The 19,141-nt window shown below is 47.8% G+C and carries 9 protein-coding genes; 5 read left to right on the top strand and 4 right to left on the bottom strand.

All coding sequences use genetic code 11. The features are described from left to right. Nucleotides 1-302: 302 nt before the first annotated feature. From PCH01S_RS19885 to PCH01S_RS19875, 3 genes are read left to right on the top strand one after another with little or no spacing between them, the layout of a single operon-like run. Nucleotides 303-3,575, top strand: a complete 3,273-nt coding sequence (locus tag PCH01S_RS19885) for a non-ribosomal peptide synthetase (RefSeq protein ID WP_272509853.1) — start codon at nucleotides 303-305, stop codon at nucleotides 3,573-3,575. After that, nucleotides 3,562-6,279, top strand: a complete 2,718-nt coding sequence (locus PCH01S_RS19880; protein WP_129112449.1) for a type I polyketide synthase — start codon at nucleotides 3,562-3,564, stop codon at nucleotides 6,277-6,279. Before PCH01S_RS19885 ends, PCH01S_RS19880 begins: the two co-directional genes overlap by 14 nt. Before the next feature lie 7 nt (nucleotides 6,280-6,286). Next, the gene (locus PCH01S_RS19875) at nucleotides 6,287-11,011 is read left to right on the top strand and encodes a non-ribosomal peptide synthetase (RefSeq protein WP_042232284.1); all 4,725 of its coding nucleotides are present in this window, start codon (nucleotides 6,287-6,289) and stop codon (nucleotides 11,009-11,011) included. A gap of 429 nt (nucleotides 11,012-11,440) precedes the next feature. Here the strand turns inward: PCH01S_RS19875 and PCH01S_RS19870 are convergent, their stop codons facing one another. Next, nucleotides 11,441-11,959 (bottom strand): hypothetical protein, encoded by a 519-nt coding sequence (locus PCH01S_RS19870; protein ID WP_042232282.1) that lies wholly within the window; start codon nucleotides 11,957-11,959, stop codon nucleotides 11,441-11,443. A gap of 496 nt (nucleotides 11,960-12,455) precedes the next feature. Between PCH01S_RS19870 and PCH01S_RS19865 the strand changes: the two genes are divergently transcribed. Both PCH01S_RS19865 and PCH01S_RS19855 read left to right on the top strand, forming a co-directional pair. Next, on the top strand, nucleotides 12,456-12,653 hold the full coding sequence (locus PCH01S_RS19865; RefSeq protein ID WP_042232280.1) for a hypothetical protein: 198 nt from the start codon (nucleotides 12,456-12,458) through the stop codon (nucleotides 12,651-12,653). A gap of 677 nt (nucleotides 12,654-13,330) precedes the next feature. Continuing rightward, nucleotides 13,331-15,076, top strand: coding sequence for a GmrSD restriction endonuclease domain-containing protein (locus PCH01S_RS19855; protein WP_042232278.1), 1,746 nt, complete (start codon nucleotides 13,331-13,333; stop codon nucleotides 15,074-15,076). 579 nt (nucleotides 15,077-15,655) lie between these two features. On the opposite strand, the gene rbsK is transcribed toward PCH01S_RS19855, so the two are convergent. From rbsK to PCH01S_RS19840, 3 genes are all read right to left on the bottom strand, one after another. Next, nucleotides 15,656-16,585 (bottom strand): ribokinase, encoded by a 930-nt coding sequence (rbsK, locus tag PCH01S_RS19850; RefSeq protein ID WP_042232275.1) that lies wholly within the window; start codon nucleotides 16,583-16,585, stop codon nucleotides 15,656-15,658. A 117-nt stretch (nucleotides 16,586-16,702) separates the two neighbouring features. After that, nucleotides 16,703-17,632 (bottom strand): nucleoside hydrolase, encoded by a 930-nt coding sequence (locus tag PCH01S_RS19845; protein ID WP_042232274.1) that lies wholly within the window; start codon nucleotides 17,630-17,632, stop codon nucleotides 16,703-16,705. A 22-nt stretch (nucleotides 17,633-17,654) separates the two neighbouring features. After that, the gene (locus PCH01S_RS19840) at nucleotides 17,655-18,836 is read right to left on the bottom strand and encodes a NupC/NupG family nucleoside CNT transporter (RefSeq protein ID WP_042232271.1); all 1,182 of its coding nucleotides are present in this window, start codon (nucleotides 18,834-18,836) and stop codon (nucleotides 17,655-17,657) included. Nucleotides 18,837-19,141 lie beyond the last annotated feature (305 nt).

Here is a 19,141-nt window from a genome sequence, read left to right as displayed (position 1 = left end):
GTATACAATGCCCTAGCACATTTTAAACGTAAGTATCTTGCAAAAGTTTTGAGAAAAATGAAAGATCGGATTTACGAATTAATTCTGAATAATAAATCTAAAGGGCAACTTCATTCAATGGGATTAAAAAGATGACAAAGCGGTTGAAATTTGACACAGGAAATTCAACGCCGACACCTTAACAGGTTGTTTTCATTTGACGGATCTGACGGCAGGTTCTTCAGTCATAAGGTTTTTGTTTTAAATAACAATATATTACAAAATTATATAACATACTTAAATTTAGTTGGGAGTGAACTGTTCTGAGTAATGATTCCATCCAATGCTATCCTTTAACTGATGCGCAGCGAAGCGTATGGTACACGGACCTGCTGTATCCGAGTACAAAAGTGTCTATCCTTTCCGTGACCGTGAAGATGAAGGGTAAGGTTTACCCCGATCTCTTGGAGGAATCCATTCAATGGGTGATCCAGGAAAACGATGCATTTCGAGTAAAGATCGATTCGAAGGATGGGGAGCCGAGGCAATGCGTCGAACCCTATAAGAAAAAAGAAATTAGAATGATTGATTTCTCCGATTATACAGATTCATCCCATGCAGAGGAATGGTTGAAAAGTCATAACAGAATGCCGGGCGAACAGTTTGCTTCGGAATTATATCAATTTGTCATTCTTAAAATTAGCAATGAGGAGCTCTGGTACAGCCTCCAAATTCATCATATCGTATGCGACGGCATAGCGATAAATTTGACGATTAATCAAATTGACCGGAATTATGCTGCCTTACTAAAAGGAACGAGTTCTTCGGAGCATGTAACGAACGCTTACCTGAATTGTATTCTTGACGAGCTCGACTATGAGAAGTCGGAACGGTACAGCAAAGATCAAGCATTCTGGATGGAAAAATACCGCAATCTTCCAAATATAACAGGGATCAAAAACTATAATCCCTTACTGACAAGCATAGCAGCGGAAAGAAAGAGCTTTACCTTATCCGATGAGCTCTATCGTAATCTGAAGCTATTTTGTCAAAATCATCAGGTCAGCATGTTTACTTTTTTTATGGCTGCTCTGTACATTTACATATATAAAGTAACCAACGAGAGTGACGTCGTCATCGGAGCGCTCTATGGGAACCGGACATCAAAGAAAGTAAAAGAGACGATCGGTATGTTCGCCAGTACGGTTGCAATCAGACTGGACGTGGAGCCGGATTTGAAGCTGAATGCCTTTCTGCAAAAGGTATCGAAAGAGCAGAGCGTCATGCTGCGCCACCAAAAATATCCCTACACTAAGTTGATTCAAGACGTAAGAAGGATGCATCCCAGCAAAGACATTCAACGGCTGTTCGGCATTGCGGTAGAGTATCAGCCGTACAATATATTGAAGTTTGAACACTCTGACATGGAAATTGAAGCTGACTTTTGCGGGGATGAAGTGAACGATTTTATTATTCATATCAAAGATTGTTTGGATACTCAAGAGTTGGTGCTGTTCGTTGATTACCGAAGCCAGTTATATGATGAAAATGAAATTCAAACGATGTTTCAACAGATCGTAACGGTTATAGAACAGATGATTCGGTGTCCTAATGATAAAATAGCGGACGTTTCTCTTGCCGACGAGGACGTAAAAAATACGCTACTTACTTTATTTACCGAAACTCGGGTAGCTTATCCGCAGGAAAAAACAATTCATCGGCTGTTCGAGGAACAGGCGGCGAAGACGCCGGAGCAGATCGCACTCATCTGTGGCGGAGAACGGGTGACGTACGAGGAATTGAACCGAAAGGCAGACCAGCTGGCAGACGTTCTCCGGATGAATGGCGTCGCTCGCGAGGAGATCGTCGCTCTGCTTGCAGACCGCTCGGTTCTACTCGTTGTGGGAATGCTTGCCGTGAACAAGGCTGGAGCAGCGTATCTTCCGCTCGATCCCGATTTTCCGGAAGAGCGGATTCAAGGCATGCTTGAGGAAGGCGGGTGCAGGTTCGTCATAACCGAGTCGGCCTATGCAGGGAAGGGAACGACAGGAAGAAAGACGGTGCTGCTGGACCGGGAAGAGGAATGGCCGCTCCTTTCCTCGCTCTTGCCGGCTGTGGAGGGCGCTTGTCCATCAGATCTTGCTTATGTCATCTACACCTCGGGATCAACGGGGAAGCCCAAAGGAGTCATGGTCGAGCACAGGTCCGTGCATAATTTCCTTCTGGGCATGCTGCAGGAGACTCCAATCGATAGGGTACGTACGGTATTGTCTCTAACGACCGTAACCTTCGATCCGTTCGTGCTCGAAACCTTGCTGCCGTTAATGCTCGGCTGCACGGTGGTCATGGCTACGCGAGGGGAGCAAACGGATCCAGATCAGCTGGCCGATTTGTGCCGGAAGCACGGGGTCGAACTGCTACAAGCGACGCCAGCCCGGTTGCAGATGCTGCTTGGCAGCCAGAAGATGGCAGAAGCAATGGCTGGTCTGAGCTACGTGCTGTTCGGGGGAGAGGTGTTGACCAAGAAGCTGCTTTACCGATTGCGGCAGGCGACACAGGCCCGGCTGTTCAACTTGTACGGCCCGACTGAAGCGACCGTCTGGGCAACGGTAAAAGATGTGACGGACGATACGCGTCTGACGATCGGCCGTCCTATCGTAAACACTAGGATTTACATTGTGGACGTGAGAGGTAGGCTCCAACCTGTCGGGGTACCGGGCGAGCTGTGCATTGCGGGCATGGGGGTAGCCCGTGGTTATTTGGGTCTTCAGGAGTTAACGGCTGAACGGTTCGTGCCGGAACCGGTGGAGGATAAAGCTGACCGCGTTGGCCGGATGTACAGAACCGGCGATAGGGCCCGCTATATGGTCGATGGAACGATCGAGTTTTTGGGGCGCATGGACGATCAGCTTAAGATTCGAGGGTACCGGATCGAGCCCGGTGAAATCGCTGCGGTCTTATCCGGTCATCCGCTCATCCACGCAGTAGCGGTCGTTGACGGACAAGTAGAGCAGGGCGGCGCGTACTTGGCCGCGTACTATGAATCGACGGAACCGATATCCGCAGCCCAGCTTAGGGAACATGTGGGTAGACAGCTTCCGACCTATATGATTCCGTCGTACTTCGTACGACTGGATAGCCTTCCATTGACCTCTAACGGCAAGATCGACAAGAGAGTGCTACCCCGTCCGCAAGCTTTGACCACTTCCGCTTCCAGCGATAGCTTACCCCGAAATGAAGGAGAGAGGTTGTTGTCCGTCTTGTGGAAAGAAGTGCTGGGTTTGACGGAAGTCGGACGCCACGACAATTTTTTTGATCTGGGCGTTCACTCCATGCACGCCGTGCAGCTCGTGGAGAGAATTCGGAAAGAAGGGTACGACGAAATTAAGTTGACTGACTTTTTCATGCATCCGACGATCGCTTCGCTGGCAGACCATTTGTTCGGGCATCGCTTGACAAAGAAATGGGCATCGGCTGCCGAAGAAAGGGCGGAAGTACGCAAAGCGATGATGCGGAAGCAGAGGGAGTCTAGAGGGGCTATGGAAGTAAAAAAATTAGGAAACACTACGGGAGGTGAAGCGTTTGAACCAAGATAAATCGTTGTGGGAACAAGGTATTGCCGTCATCGGTATGTCCGTAAAGTTCCCGGGAGCGGGTAATCCGGAAGCGTACTGGAACCTATTGAGCCGGGGCGTCCATGCCGTCCGGATGTTCTCGGATGAGGAATTGAGGGAAGCAGGGATTCCGGAGAATGTCTTTAATCACCCGCAGTACGTGAAAGCCAAGGGCGTTCTGGAAGATCCGGAGCTTTTCGACGCCGAGTTCTTCGGGATGAGTCCACGCGAAACGGAGTTGACCGATCCGCAGCAACGGCTGTTTCTCGAATGCGGGTACGAAGCGCTGGAGGATGCTGCTTACGTGCCCGATACGTATGCAGGCCGGATCGGCGTGTTCGGCGGATGCACGATCAGCACCTATATGCTGAGCCAAATTGCGAAGCAAGGGCCCCATAGCAATCTGGAGGAGCTTACGGCGCTCATGCTCGGCAACGATAAGGATTTCTTGACGAGTCGATTGTCCTACAAGCTGAACTTAAGAGGGCCAGGCATGACGGTTCAGACTGCTTGTTCCACCTCGCTGGTGGCTGTCCATATGGCCTGTCAGTCGCTGATGAGTGGGGAGAGCGATATTGCGCTGGCAGGAGGAAGCTCTGTGACGTTTCCAAACCACGCTGGTTATAGGTACCAACAAGGGTTGATCTTCTCGCCGGACGGCGTTTGCCGCGCGTTTGATCACAAGGCGCAGGGCACCGTATTCGGCAACGGCGTCGGAGTCGTCGTCCTGAAGCGGCTGGAGAAGGCTGCAGAGGACGGGGACTTCGTCTATGCCGTCATTCGCGGCTCCGCCGTCAATAACGACGGCGGTCTCAAGGCAGGCTTCACTGCGCCAAGCCCGGAAGGACAAGCGGAGGTCATTGCAGATGCAATAGCGGCAGCCGGCGTTCACCCGGATACGATATCGTACGTCGAAGCCCACGGCACGGGAACCGCTGTGGGAGACCCAATCGAAGTTGTTGGGTTGACGATGGCTTATCGGCAGTGGACTGACCGGAGCGGCTTCTGTGCGATCGGATCCGTCAAAACCAATATCGGCCATCTCGACTGCGCCGCCGGTGTGGCCGGATTGATCAAGACGGTGTTGGCACTGCGCCATCGGCAAATTCCGCCTTCTCTTCATTTCCATGAGCAGAACCCGCAGATCGATTTTGTGAACAGTCCGTTTTTCGTCAATACGAAGTTGACTGACTGGAAGGTCGAAAGCTATCCGAGACGGGCCGGAGTCAGTTCCTTCGGCATAGGGGCGACCAATGCCCACGTCGTGCTGGAGGAAGCTCCGAATAGGGAAGAAGTGGCGTACGTTCGGCCTTGGCATGCGCTACTGTTATCCGCCAAGACGGAGACGGCGCTTGAGGCGGCTTGCGAGCGAATGTCTGCTTACTTATCCGAAAATCCGCTCACGCCTTTAGAAGAGATTGCCTATACGACGCAGGTGGGCCGGAAGGCTTATCCTCTGCGCCGGGCGGTCGTCTGCCAGAATGCGGAAGAAGCGGGACGTCTGTTGAGCCGTCGGACGGAAGGGGGGACGGTCCGTCATTCGGATGAGTTTCCGGCAATGGCGTGGATATTCATGCCTTGGAGGGAAGACAGGCTCCCGGGATTGCTCGAGCTGTGCCGAACGGAACCGGTTTTCCGGCGCGAGCTGCAGGAGGCTTTAGCTAGGGCGGAAGCCGTCAGCGGGCTGGCGCTGAACGCGCTTACGTCCGTTCTATGTAGCGATGATACGCACTATACGCAGATGCCGCAGCTTACGTCCCGCATGAGAGTCGTTCTATCTGTAGCCGCTTCGTACAGTCTTGCCGCCGTTTTTGGTCAATTGGGGCTGCAGCCAGCTTTGGTGGGCGGGGAGAAGGAAGGTGGATATGCGGCTGCCTGCATTGCCGGGCTGTATTCCATAGAAGATGCGTTTCGGTTAGCGATTGCCCGCGCGATATTCGAAGAAGGCGGGGAGGAAGAGGCATACACAAGGACAGTCGGCGACATTTTTCATGCAGCCGCCCGGATTCCGTATTTGAATGGGGATCAGGATGATTTTCGGAGTGATCCCGATCAACCAAGCGCCGAGCGATGGCTGCACAATGCCCATAGAGCAGCACTGCAGGACAGTCATATGCGCTTGGTAAGCATCGGCGCACCGCTGGGAGATGAGAGCGAAGGCACTTTGAGCTGTTTTGATGCTTATTCATGGACGGACACCCTGGCCGATCTGTGGGAGGGTGGAGCCGATCTCGACTGGCAAGCGCGAACCTCACTGGAGAAGCGTCGCCGCGTGCCACTGCCGACGTATCCGTTCGAACGTCGGCGGTATGTAATCAGGGGGCCGGAAGGCCATAACGTTGACTGGGAAGCGGAGCGGAAGGCTGCCGTTCATGAGACGCAGGTCGAACCGGCAGACTCGGGCCAGTTTGAAGATGGTAATCCGCGGAGGACTTTAGAACGGAACCTCATCCTGTTTTATCAGGAGGTGCTTGGTCAGCCGTCGATCGACATTCATGTTCCGTTATACCAGCTTGGAGCGGATTCGCTCAGCAAGATGCAGGTCATCTCCCGTATTCAGGAAACGTACCCGATCCTGCTGAACGTGGAGCGGATGTACGGAGCGCAGACCATAGCTGAGCTGGCGGACAGTATCGAGCTTTCATTCATAGAGCTATTGGAACAAGACAATTTGATAAGGGGGTAGAGAAACGATGACCAATGTAGATTCAATGGAAGCCCGCAGGTCTCAATTGTCCGAGGAAAAACGGGCACTGCTTGGTCAACTGCTTCAAAGCGCTGTAGTCCCGGTTAATACGAAACAGGGGATATCCGTGCGCCAGAAGCAAGAGAAGAGCCCGCTTTCCTTTGCGCAACAGCGACTATGGTTCTTATCTTCTCTAGATCCGGCATCAACGGCATATAACTTAGTTTATGCCATAAAGTTGAAGGGCATTCTCCAGGACGGAGCGCTGGAACGGAGCTTGCAGGCCGTTGTGCAGCGGCATGAAATGCTTCGTACCGTGTTTGGTGACGAAGAGGGAAGCGCTTATCAGATCATTCTGGATACGATGAACGTACCGCTGGAGCGAAAGGATCTGCGGGACCTGCCAGGCGGCAAGCAGGAGGAGGCGATCCAGGAGCAAATTTCCCTTATCAACAGGGTGTTCGATCTGAGATGCGGTCCTTTGCTACGGACGGCGCTGCTCTATCTCGCGGAGGAAGAACATGTGCTGCTTCTGGCTTTTCACCATATCGTTACCGACGGCTGGTCTCATCACCGGTTTAGCCGGGAGCTGATGGAATTCTATAACTCCTTTGTTTGCGGGAATGCTGCAACGCTTCCGCCGCTTCGCTTGCAGTATGCCGACTTTGCCAATTGGCAGCGGGAATGGGTTCAGGGGGCCGCAGTTCAAGAGCAGCTGTCTTTCTGGAAGAGGAAGTTGGCAGGAGCGCCTGCACTGCTACAGCTTCCAACCGACTACCCCCGGCCGTTGACCCAGCAGTATATAGGGAGAAAGATTCACTTCACCGTGCCACAGCAGCTTAAGGAAAGGCTGTGTCGTCTTGCCGCCGAGGAGGAGGCGACTTCCTTTATGCTACTGATGGCCGCGCTCCAGTCGTTGCTGTACCGCTATACTGAGGAAGGGGATATATGTGTCGGAACGCCGTTGTCCGGAAGAAACCGTAAGGATGTGGAGTCTCTGATCGGTTTTTTTGTCAACAGCCTGGTAATTCGATCGGAAGTCAACGCGGGTCTTCCTTTTCGGCAGTTGCTCCGGCATGTCCGTAAAAATGCTCTGGATGCCTATGCCAATCAGGATGTTCCGTTCGAAATGCTTGTCGAAGAGACAGCAGGGCAGCGGAGCCTCAGTTATTCTCCGTTGTTTCAAGTCATGTTCTCGATGCAAAATGCGCCGGCCGTTTCGTTCGAGCTGACCGGTCTCACCGCCGAACAGCTCGATGTGGAGACTGAAACGTCGAAGTTCGACCTGAGCCTTGAAATGTTCGAGACGGAAAGTGGATGGAAAGGCGCCTTGGAATACAACCGGAGTCTCTTCGAGGAGGCGACGATACAGAGGTTGACTGGTCATTTCACGATGCTTCTTTCCAGCATTGCCGACAGTCCGGACGCTCAGGTCGGCGCTCTGCCGGTTCTATCAGGGGAAGAGCGGGAGCTGCTGAATGGGTGGAACCGGACGAGCCATGATTACCCGCTCCAGACGACTCTGCATCAGCTGGTGCAGGCCCAGGCCGTCGGTCAGCTGGAGCGGCCGGCCATTGTGAACGCCAGCCACCACATTACTTATGGTCAACTCCTTGGCAATGCAGGGCATCTGGCCGAACGATTGCGCGAGTTCGGTGTAGGCCCTGGGATGATAACAGCGATATGCCTGGAGCGCACCCCGGAGATGGTCGTGGCCCAACTTGCAGTCCTGATGACCGGCGGTGCCTATTTGCCGATCGATCCTATCCTTCCGAAGGAACGGATAACGTACATTCTGAACGATTCGCTTGCTTCAGTGCTGCTGACCACAGAGCAGCTCCGGCCGTTTATCGCAGGTACGATCGTTGCGCAAATCTTATATCTGGATAATGAAACTGACCCATCCGGGGACTTCCCGCTTTGCGATTTCACAGATGCTCACGTGTCTTCGCGCAAGCAGTTCTATGAGGAAACGGCGTATGTCATCTATACTTCCGGTTCTACGGGCCAGCCTAAGGGAACGTTGATTTCGCACGAGTCCATCATCAATTTCTTGCACTGGTATCGGGACGCCACGGCGCTGTCTTCTTCCGACCGGGTCTGCTTTGCATCGGGGGTCGGCTTCGATTTGTCCGTAGCCGAGATCTGGGGGGCGCTGGTCTCCGGCGCATCCTTGTGGCTCCCTTCGGAAGAGACAAGATTGCAGCCTGAGCTACTGCGCGATTGGATGCTGGACAACGGGATCACCTTCGCCTTCCTGCCCACCCCGCTGGCCGAGCAGCTGGTTTCTGTGCGCTGGCCTGCGGAAACGCCTCTCCGCCGTCTGTTTACTGGGGGAGACAAATGGACCGCTAAGCTGCCTTGTGGCCTGCCGTTTGAGGTATACGATCTATATGGCCCCACGGAATGCACGATCGCCAGCACCTTCCGCATGATCGAGCCTGACGGGGAAGCTTATCAGCCACCGCATATTGGAAGGCCGCTGGCCAATATGAAGATCTATATTACGGATCGGGAGCTGCGGTTGATGCCTATCGGGGTACCTGGAGAAATCTGCATAGGCGGTCAAGGGGTCGGCGGCGGTTACCTGCGTAGGGAAGAGCTGACAAGGGAGAAATTTATTCCGGATCCGTTCTCGGCTTGCGAAGGCGCACGGATATACCGGAGCGGAGACATCGGCCGATATTTACCTGACGGGCGCATCCAGTTTCTTGGCAGGGCCGACGACCAGGTCAAAGTCCGGGGATTCCGCATTGAGCTTGCCGAGATCCAAGAGGCGCTTGCTACACATTCTTCTGTGAAGGAAGTGGTTGTTCTCGTCCGCGAGGAGACGCCCGGCGACAAACGAATTACGGCGTATATGGTCGGAAAGTCAGGCTTGACGCTGGACGTTGAATCGCTGCGCCAAAGTCTTAGAGAACAGTTGCCCAGTTACATGATTCCTTCGGCGTTCGTAATTCTGGATCGTCTCCCGGTCACACCCAGCGGTAAAATCGACCGTCAAGCGCTGCCTATGCCGGATACGGATTTGTCCGACGACCGGTTCGAAGAACCGCGGAATTTCGTCGAAGAGCTGCTGTGCGGCATCTGGAAGGAACTGCTCGTTCTCGAGAAGGTAGGGGTCCACCAAAACTATTTTGAGATTGGCGGCGATTCGATCAAGACGATGATGCTGATCTCTAGAGCGAGAAAATTGGGACTCGAGCTTACCACCAAGCAAGTATTCCAATATCAAACGATTGCCGAACTAAGCCAGGCGATCGGCGTAGACAGCAGAAGAATGGAGGAACCGCCAAAAGAAACGGTCGTCGGGCTCAAGTTTGATTTTCCGCTTGTAGGTCTTAATCGAGAAGACTTTGCGAGCATCGAGGGGGTAACTCGCGAAGAGATCGAAGACGTCTATCCTCTTACGCCTCTGCAGGACTACATGCTTGATACGATGCGCCGACGTCCTGAGCCTGCCCAATTTTTCGTCAATATGGTTATGCGTTTCAAGGACAAGCTGGAGCCCGAGCTCATGACGGAAGCATGGCAGCGGGTGGCGAACCATTTTGCGCTAACCAAAACCTCCGTTGTCTATGAAGGGCTTGCCGAGCCGGTGCAGCTGACGCGCAGCAGTATCCGGGTACCTGTTCAATATCTGGATTGGCGCGGATGGGATGCGGAGAGGCAACAGGAAGAGCTGAAGCGCTACCAGGAACGCAATCTGCTTCGGAGCGATCTTACGTATCTCCGCCGGTCGACGACCTATGACGTGATGTTCGCCACCCTCGGAGAGAACAATCACCAATTGGTGATGAGCTGCTCGTATCTGATGATGGACGGCTGGAGTCATTTTATCGTATTGATCCAAGTGATCAAATGTTATTATAGCCTGCTTGAGGAGAAGCCTTACGAGCTCCCACCCGCAGGTCATTATGGAAAATACGCTGCCTGGCTCCGCTCCAGAGCGCTTGAGGAGCCAAGGCGCTATTGGAGCGCAGAGCTGGCGGGCTTTTGCCGAGCGACGCCGCTTGTCGAGCATGCGCCCTTCAATGGACAGCCAAGGGGGAAGGGATTCGCGAAGAAGTCGGTGCAGATCAAACCTGCGGTACCGCATCAAGTGCGTGAGCTTGCACTTCGAAGCCGTGTTACGGTGAACGTGCTGTTTCAATTGGCGTGGTCGCTGCTACTGGCACGGTACACCGACGAACGGGAGGTTCTGTTCGGTGTTATGTCCAATGGCAGACAGCCGGAATATGAAGGGGCGGAAGACATTGTTGGTCCCACTATCAACACACTGCCGATGCGAGTCCGGGTGGACGAAGATGAGACTGCTTTTCAGCTCCTGCAGAAAATTCAGGAGAAACAGCTCTTGCTCACGCAATGGGATTACACTCCGTTGAGGAAAATCAGGGAATGGATCGGGATGTCAGAGGAGAAGGCGCTATTCGAATCGTATATGATTTTCCAAAACCTTCCCTCTTATTTCGAGGTTTCCGGCGGTAAGGATTGGATTCGCGACGTCCCTCTGGAGAACGAGTACGAAAAAGCGCTGGCCATATTCGATTCCGGAACCCCGCTGCGTGTTGATGTCTGTGTCATCCCGGAAGGCTACGAAATATATATGACCTACCTGAAGGCTTGCTTCCGCGACGAAGCCGTTAGTCGGATGCTGGAAGATCTGCAGAAGATGTTCCTTGGTATTTGCGAAGCCTCTGAACAGCCCGTTCGCACATGGCTGAGGTCATAAACTTCTTTTGCTCTGCCGCTTTTGAATAAAAAGCGTTTTATTCACTGTGTCAACAATGCCACATTAGCAGTCCAAAATGTAATTTAAATACCTTAATGATATCTTTTTAACGATTTATAATAAAAGCAACCATTAAATAAATCCAACAAGTGGGGTTGTCGCTGTGATTAAAATCGTTGAGGTGTCGAACGCCTGTATCCCTTGCAGTATATCTAGGACTAAGGCGAGAAGAGATTGCTGGGCTTAGATAAAAGTGCGTATTGTGGATATGCCAAGCCACGGCTCGCCTCCATACAACAACAGAAAGGTCCCAGCCGAGAGGCTGGGGCTTTTTTGTTGTTCCGGGAGGCGGGAGGAGAACCTAGCGGGTTCAGTCCGCGCCGACGGAGCGAAGCGTAGGAGCACGGGATTAAATAGAGCTCGACCGATTTAAATTAACTCATTTTTGTGCAAAACGTTTAAATAAGATTCATATGCGGGATTCCCAATGTAACCTTCTTCTGGTGGAATACCCATAAGTATAATTAATTCATCTAACATTTTTTCGCTTAAACCTTGTAAAGTAAACGAAGAAATATACTCCCTATCTGCACTTTCGAGTACCAGTTGGAGGAACTTTCCTTCTTGAATATTTCTCCAGAGTAACATAGATTCCGTAATCTCAGAATTTGATATGGGCTCATTAGCATTACGTTGCCGAGTCTCAGCGTGCATACTCCGTTCATTATCATTAAAGAGAGCGGAATGAATTTTACTATCATTTACCCTATAACATTTTATAATGTTTTCGTAGTTAACAAGGGGATCTTTCTTCAAATCGTTAACTATTTCTTTATCGATCTCGATTGTGTTATATCTGTCTGTAAGTATTTTCTCCGCATCTTTCACTGAATACCTGAATGGCAATTTGGATTTCTTAAAAAGCTTATCAAGTTCTTCTTTCTGCATAAGACCCCCCTATTAAAAGGAAAAATGTCCGCCCACTCTGTTCCATGTATGACAGTAGTTGTGGAAGTAATTTCCAGGAACTTAATTACATGTTAACTCAAGTTCACCAGGAAATCTATTCCCACCAGCTACTTTCGCTACTTCTGCTGCTATTGTGTAATTTCTAGACCAAACGTACTCTCCGCCACTTACAAAAATAGGGTTAACAAGTCCCTCCAACAGTCTGTGGTAAAGTTAGTGGATTTTCAATCCAAAGGTTTCCTTGCATAATTTTAGCCAGTTGCAATTTCCGAGACTACCAAATAAAATACACTACCAATAGTAACTGCTACGGCTGCTGCTAGCAATTGCGAAAGCAACCATTCACCTATAACTACAACCAAACCAGGGGAAACCTGTAATTTATCTTGTTCGATCAAGTAACCAGTATTCTGGTTGGTGGCACTTCAATTTTTGATATAATAAGCATAATTTTAAAACTGGAGGGGGATTGAAGATGTTTGCAAATCGAGAACAACTCCAAGAAGTTTTAAAAAAAGCGAATCAACATGCACGGGAGCAAGCCAAAGAGTCAGGTGCATCTATCTATTATATAAAGAATAACAAACGTGTTCGTGAAGACGCTGAAGGAAATAAGTTCGAAATCATTTTTGATGCAACCGGAAAACGGCATGAATTTGAATATCATGAGTGACACCAAACCAACCATGACCGTTTTTGCTGGTACCAATGGAGCCGGCAAAAGCACGATCAGCTTGCAAATGATAGAATGGTTAGTTGAACTGATTGACCAGACCAGATTGCACGGGAATTAAAGCCCGATGATCCGAGAGGTGCCGACCTGTCTGCTGGAAGGGAAGCTGTTAGAAGAATCCGGTCTCTCATGCATATAGACCGTGTAGCTTCTCGTGTCGAGCAGGGTGGGCATTGGATCGCAGAAGAGGACATTCGCTTTCGATACGGTCAGCCTTTACAAAATCTAAAACCAGCTTTAGACATCGCATACCAGGTTATTATCATTGATAATACATATGTGCCTTCGATAATTGCGGAAATGGTGCACGGTAAGCTAATTTTTTGTGTAGAGTCAATACCTGCTTGGTCTGAGAATGCTATTATAGAGTACAGATGACCAGGTGACATCAAACCCGTTGACTGAACACGTGGAAGCTTATGTGTCGTTATCTTCGGACAGGGGTTCAACTCCCCTCGTCTCCACCATGTAAATCCACAACCGTAAGAGGTTGTGGATTTTTGCATTGTCCTTAGGCAGCCTTTAATTATGATAAGACCAATCGCTATATACAATCGATTTGTAATTCCTATAATATGGTACAAGGAAAATACTAACTTTTGGGAGGGAGAAACATTTTGTATCGAGTAACTAGCTTTAAAATTCGCCAACTCTACCAGTTGTTCCAGGATGGAAAGTTATTTGTAAACCGGCGTTATCAAAGGAATTTAGTTTGGCCAGAGAAGGATAAAAAGTATTTGGTTGATAGCGTCTTCAGAATGTATCCGATCCCCGCTATTATGCTTAATATGTCGGAAGGTGAAGTATATGAAGTAATAGACGGTATCCAACGACTTCACTCATTATTTGAATATATTGAAGGCAAGTTTGGATTTGAACGTGGAGATGATTTTATTTTCTTTAAAGATTATAGTGATTCATGTGATAGTGATTCTAGCCGAAAATATATTTCTGAAGCGGAATCGCAAATTTTTTTGAATGCGCAGGTACCGATTGCATTGTGTGAATATAAGGATGATTCAGATGTGGATAATATATTTTTGAGAATCAACTCGTATGGAATATCTTTGAATCCTCAGGAAATAAGACAAGCAGGGAAAAAGACCGCCTTCTCAAGCTTAATTAAAAAAATTGGCTTGATTCTGCGAAATGATATGATATCTGATCAGCTATTTTCAAGTGAGAGTATAGGGTTCATAGAAGAAATAAAGAGAAATACGCTCGGTTATGAGACGAATATCGAAAAATCCTTTTGGTGTAACCATCAGTTATTTTCTCTTAACGATATTAAGCGTAGTGAAGACGAAGAAATTATCAGTGATGTTATCCTATCTATTGTTTTGGAAAAGCAGTATCCAGCAGGAAGAGCGGAACTTAACAATTATTACGGAGTTGGGGAAATAGATAAGACAATCAAAATTGATCAAGAAATAAAAAACTATGGTGCGGACAAATTAGTCCAAGAAGTTGTTGGGGTATTTAACCATATTGCTTATATGTGTAGAGAAGAACTTGAACCTCAATCTATCAGTTTAAGAGAATTACTGAATGGCAAAAGTAAGGAAGAGAGCCTCGAGGCATTCTATTCGATCTGCCTTGTGTTTCATGAATTGTTGTATAAGAACGGTAAAAAGCCAAGCGACTATAAAGAAATCTGTATCGCGCTAAAAAACTTAACGAACAGGTTGAGCTATGAAAACGATCTTTCGAAAAGCAGAGAATTGAATGTTAACCAGTGTAAGGGGCTTGTTGAAACATATTTCAGGCCAACTGATCAAACTCCATTTTACACAACTAGCACCGAATTAGAACAGCTAATAAGAAATTCTACATTAGAGAAACCTGAGTATGACTTCAAGCAAGGGATGTACCATTTAGGTCCGAACGAGAGAAAATTTAATAAGGGTATGTATGACACGATATATTGTACCCTTGCGTCACTAGCCAATCTTGGTAAAAACAGAACGGGATATCTATTTGTTGGTATAGCGGACAAGGAGAAAGATACTGCTCAAATAGAAAAACTGGATCGGATATCTGTCTCAAGAATCAACAATTTTGGTGTCGTTGGTCTTGAGAGAGAAGCACTTTTGTACGGTTCATCTTTAGATAACTATGTCTCCATGATCATCCAAGGTATTAGAAATTCTGATCTCCCCGAACGGCTGAAAACTCAGGTTAATTCAACTATTGAACCAATCAAATTTAAGGAGAAAACAGTTTTAAGAATTACGGTTAGATGCGGCGAAAATCCAGTTTGGTATCAGGGGAAACTTTATATTAGAGATGGTTTTAGTAATTATCGAGGGGTTAGTAGCAGCGAGAGCGAGTATATCGATTCCGTTTATTCGCTATTCAAATAAGTAGATGGGTGGCTGCTGGTAACGGCATGGACTGCTCTGAATCAGTAGATGAGGAACAGAGTAGCTGTGTTACATTTGCTTAAATATCAAGAGCATTGCCCGGCGGTGAATTGTGGTTTTTAATCCCCGCGATTAGCCTCCATACACAGCAAAAAGGTCCCAGCCGAGAGGCCGAGGCCTTTTCGCTGTTCCGCGCGGACAGAGCGAAGCGGAGAAGCACGGGATTCCTATCCACCGCTAGGGTTACCGGCGGAGGAGGCTGCGTGAGTAGGTTGGATAGAGATTGCAATATTCCCCCTCGTCTCCATACATAAAATCCACAACCGAAACAGGTTGTGGATTTTGTTATTTTAACAAATAAGTTTTGTGTTATGCAGGTGATGGAAATAAATGAATCTAATGCGAGGCCGAGAGATGCGGTATCTGTATGATGAGTTTGCGCATTTTCCCTACCATTGGCATAAAGAAGTGGAATGTATATCTTGAAATTGTAGTTGGAATATTCGAATCACAGGCAGAAATAGTGTCGGTTATGGGATGATTCGCGATTTCGAATCACACCTTGTCAGCTTCGTAACGTCATCCTTGGACGTTGGACCAGCAGAACGTCTCGACTTCTTCAAGCGAGGGCATTCCGGCTTGAGCACCTAGTTTGGTCACAGCTAGAGCGGAAACCTTAGCAGCAAAACGAACGGCAGCGTCCAGATCATCTCCTACCGCTAAAGCGTAAGCCAATCCGCCGTTAAAAGAGTCTCCTGCCCCGGTCGTATCGATGACGGGAACCCGGTATGCCGGAACGGTCGTTATATGCATATCCGGCTTTATATATGCGGAACCTTGGGATCCCAATGTGGTAATCACATGGCGTGGACCCATTTCCAATAAACGTTTCGCCGCATCCTTCCACTGCTCCCCGGACGTATCCATTCCCGTAAGCAGGGCGAGCTCCAAACGATTCGGGGTAATGTAGTCCGTATGCTTCAACAGTTCTTCCGGCAAGTCCCTGGCGGGGCCTGGATTTAAAATGACCGTTTTGCCATGGCGCTTGGCGACTTCTGCGGCGGCAACCACTGTTTCGAGCGGAATTTCCAATTGCAGAAGAACCACATCGGCTTGTGCAAGGAGAGCTTCATGCCGATATACATCTTCTGGAAGACAGTGGGCATTCGCTCCAGGAACCACCACAATTTGATTATCTTTTTGAGCGAGGAGAATAGAGGCAATCCCAGTCGGAATTCCTTCCGCCGTTTTGATCCCAAGAACGTCAACTCCGCTATTCACAAGAGAATTCCGAAGTTCTGCTCCAAAGTCGTCACTGCCCAACGTGCCGATCATCGTCGTGTGAGCGCCAAGCCTGGAAGTGGCCACGGCTTGATTGGCACCTTTGCCACCGGGAATGAAATGGACGTCTGTGCCCATAACCGTCTCTCCGATAGAAGGAGAACGCTCTGCTTCAACCGCGATATCCATATTTAAACTTCCGATAACTACTATATTTGGTTCTCTCATGACTTCAACTCCTGAAGGTAAAGTGATTTTACATGGAGGTTCTGTGGGCATGATCCATGTCTCTCCATGTATAATCGCTCTCTGATAGCTATCTGCCTATCTTTTCGATATTAGATTCTAGTATTTTTTAAGTGCGTCAATCATTAGTTTCCAAAAACCGTCTACATCAAGCTCTAATCCGAACTTGGCATTAACTTTTCTACCGGTGACCCCGTGAAGATCAACTAAGGTTGTTCCTGCCGTATACTCTCCTTTAGTTTCTACGACAATATTTACATCTTTAGTCTTGAACAATTCCGGTGCAACACAATAGGCCACAGTCAATACATCGTGTACCGGTGCCCCGTCAAAATCGAACATCTCTTTATAGGTCGATGCAAAAAACACTAATAATTCGCCTACTATTTTAGCAACATGATTATCGATTTTGTTCACTTCTTCGATAACTTCTTTGGTCGCTAAGGCTTGATGTGTAATATCAAGTCCCATAACTACTGTGGGAATACCGCTATCGAATACTTTTTTTGCGGCTTCCGGATCAGCCCAAATATTAAATTCGGCAGTTGGCGTCCAGTTACCAAATGTTCCGCCGCCCATTAGTACAATCTCTTCTATATTGTTCTTAATTTCCGGTGCTTTTGTTAATGCTAGCGCAATATTTGTTAATGGTCCTGTCGGAAGAAGGGTAACAGGCTCCGGTGACTCTTTTACAAGTCTTATAATGGTATCAACGCCATGTTCCTCGCTCCAACTGCGGGAAGGTTCCGGCAACTTAGGACCATCTAAGCCTGAATCTCCATGAATGCCAGGTGCAGTTTCACGTATTCGAACCAAAGGCTCACTGGCCCCTTTTGAAACAACGACATCATGTAATGAAATTAAATCACAAACTTTCAACGCATTTTGGGTCGTTTTTTCGATTTCCGCATTTCCAGAGACCGTGGTAATCGCTAATATCTCCAGTTTCGGTTGTACAGCAGCTAAAATAATCGCAATAGCGTCATCATGTCCCGGATCGCAATCCATAATAATTTTTCTTCTAGTCATAATCGTTCACCTCTAACTTTATTTACATAACAAGTCCCATCATTGTGCCTGAAATTACAGATGCTAATGTTGAGCCTAACAACAATTTAAAAGCAAATTTCGCAACATGGTCTCCTTGTTTGTCACTGATCGACTTGATTGATCCGGAAATAATGCCCAGAGTTCCGAAATTTGCGAAACTAACTAAATAGACAGATACAATGGCAACCGTTTTAGAGGAAAGCTGGTTTGTAATTTCACGAAAGTTCAACATAGCTACAAATTCATTTGTAATCAGTTTTGTAGCCATAATTCCCCCTGCTTGTACAGCTTCTGTCCATGGAACCCCCATTAAGAAGGCGATTGGTGCGAAAATGTAACCAAGAACCGTATCGAACGATACTTGAAATGCACTTTGAAAAATAACGTTAACTAGTTGCATGAGAGAGATAAATCCCAATAGCATTGCGGCAACAATAATGGCGATTTTAAAACCGTCCATTACGCTCTCTCCAACCATTCGGAAGAAAGGAAGTCTTTCTTTATCGTCAATTTCAACTAAATCCTCATTCTCATCTAAATCATAAGGGTTAATAATATTGGCAACGATAAGAGCACTAAAAATATTCAATACAACAGCAGTTACAACAAACTTAGGCTCCAGCATATTGGCATATGCCCCAACCATTGCCATACTTATTGCACTCATTGCCGATGTACAAATGGTGTAAAGTCTTTCTTTAGACAAAAGTGGAATTTGTTTGATAATGGTTAAGAACACTTCCGGTTGTCCAAGTGCAGACGTAGATATTGCAAAATAACTTTCAAGCTTTCCCATTCCGGTAATTTTACTTAAAAATAGACCTAAATATTTGATGATGAAAGGCAATACTCTTATATAATTTAGAATCCCAATTAAAACGGACATGAAAACAAGAGGCATTAACACGCCAAGGAAAAACGGAGATTGACCTTCATTCGCCAAACCGCCAAATACGAATTGAATTCCCGAATTAGCAATCTCCATTAACTTTTCAAAAAGCAAGCCCACTTTTGTAATAACAATGATCCCTATACTAGTGTTCGTCATGAAGTAAACTAATAGGATTTGTACGGCTATCATGATCAGAACACGTTTGTATTTTATTTTTTGTCTGTTGTTACTTACTAAAAACCCAATCATAAAAACAAGAAGAAGGCCAGTTATTAAGAAAATAACATTCATGTAAATCACCTCCATGTTAATGCCTATGCCTTATGCAATATTGTCTTGTCCGTCCGTGACATTAGCAGCCATTTCACACCTCCCAAATACTATAAACAAATGTTTGTTATAAAAACATATGTTTAGTATACGCTTTCATTATCATATGTCAAGACAGAAAATCGCATCCTCGTGCCGGATATACATAACGATCCAAAACGAGGGGGGATTTTGCATGGCACAAAAGTAGGAATGGATTGTGAAAGTAATTTTAGTTGTATAATAAATGAGGGGGCAAACACTAGGTTTGTGTTTTTAAGATTATA

The sequence above is a fragment of the Paenibacillus chitinolyticus NBRC 15660 genome, assembly GCF_000739915.1.
Lineage (GTDB): Bacteria > Bacillota > Bacilli > Paenibacillales > NBRC-103111 > Paenibacillus_F > Paenibacillus_F chitinolyticus.
The sequence above is the reverse complement of the archived record's forward strand: the minus strand, read 5'-3'. Positions and strand labels throughout refer to the sequence as shown.

Excerpts from the sequence above, each read along its gene's own strand:
- PCH01S_RS19875 (WP_042232284.1), top strand. The coding sequence starts at position 6,287 with ATGACCAATGTAGATTCAATGGAAGCCCGCAGGTCTCAATTGTCCGAG.
- PCH01S_RS19870 (WP_042232282.1), bottom strand. The coding sequence starts at position 11,959 with ATGCAGAAAGAAGAACTTGATAAGCTTTTTAAGAAATCCAAATTGCCA.
- PCH01S_RS19865 (WP_042232280.1), top strand. The coding sequence starts at position 12,456 with ATGTTTGCAAATCGAGAACAACTCCAAGAAGTTTTAAAAAAAGCGAAT.
- rbsK (WP_042232275.1), bottom strand. The coding sequence starts at position 16,585 with ATGAGAGAACCAAATATAGTAGTTATCGGAAGTTTAAATATGGATATC.
- PCH01S_RS19845 (WP_042232274.1), bottom strand. The coding sequence starts at position 17,632 with ATGACTAGAAGAAAAATTATTATGGATTGCGATCCGGGACATGATGAC.
- PCH01S_RS19840 (WP_042232271.1), bottom strand. The coding sequence starts at position 18,836 with ATGAATGTTATTTTCTTAATAACTGGCCTTCTTCTTGTTTTTATGATT.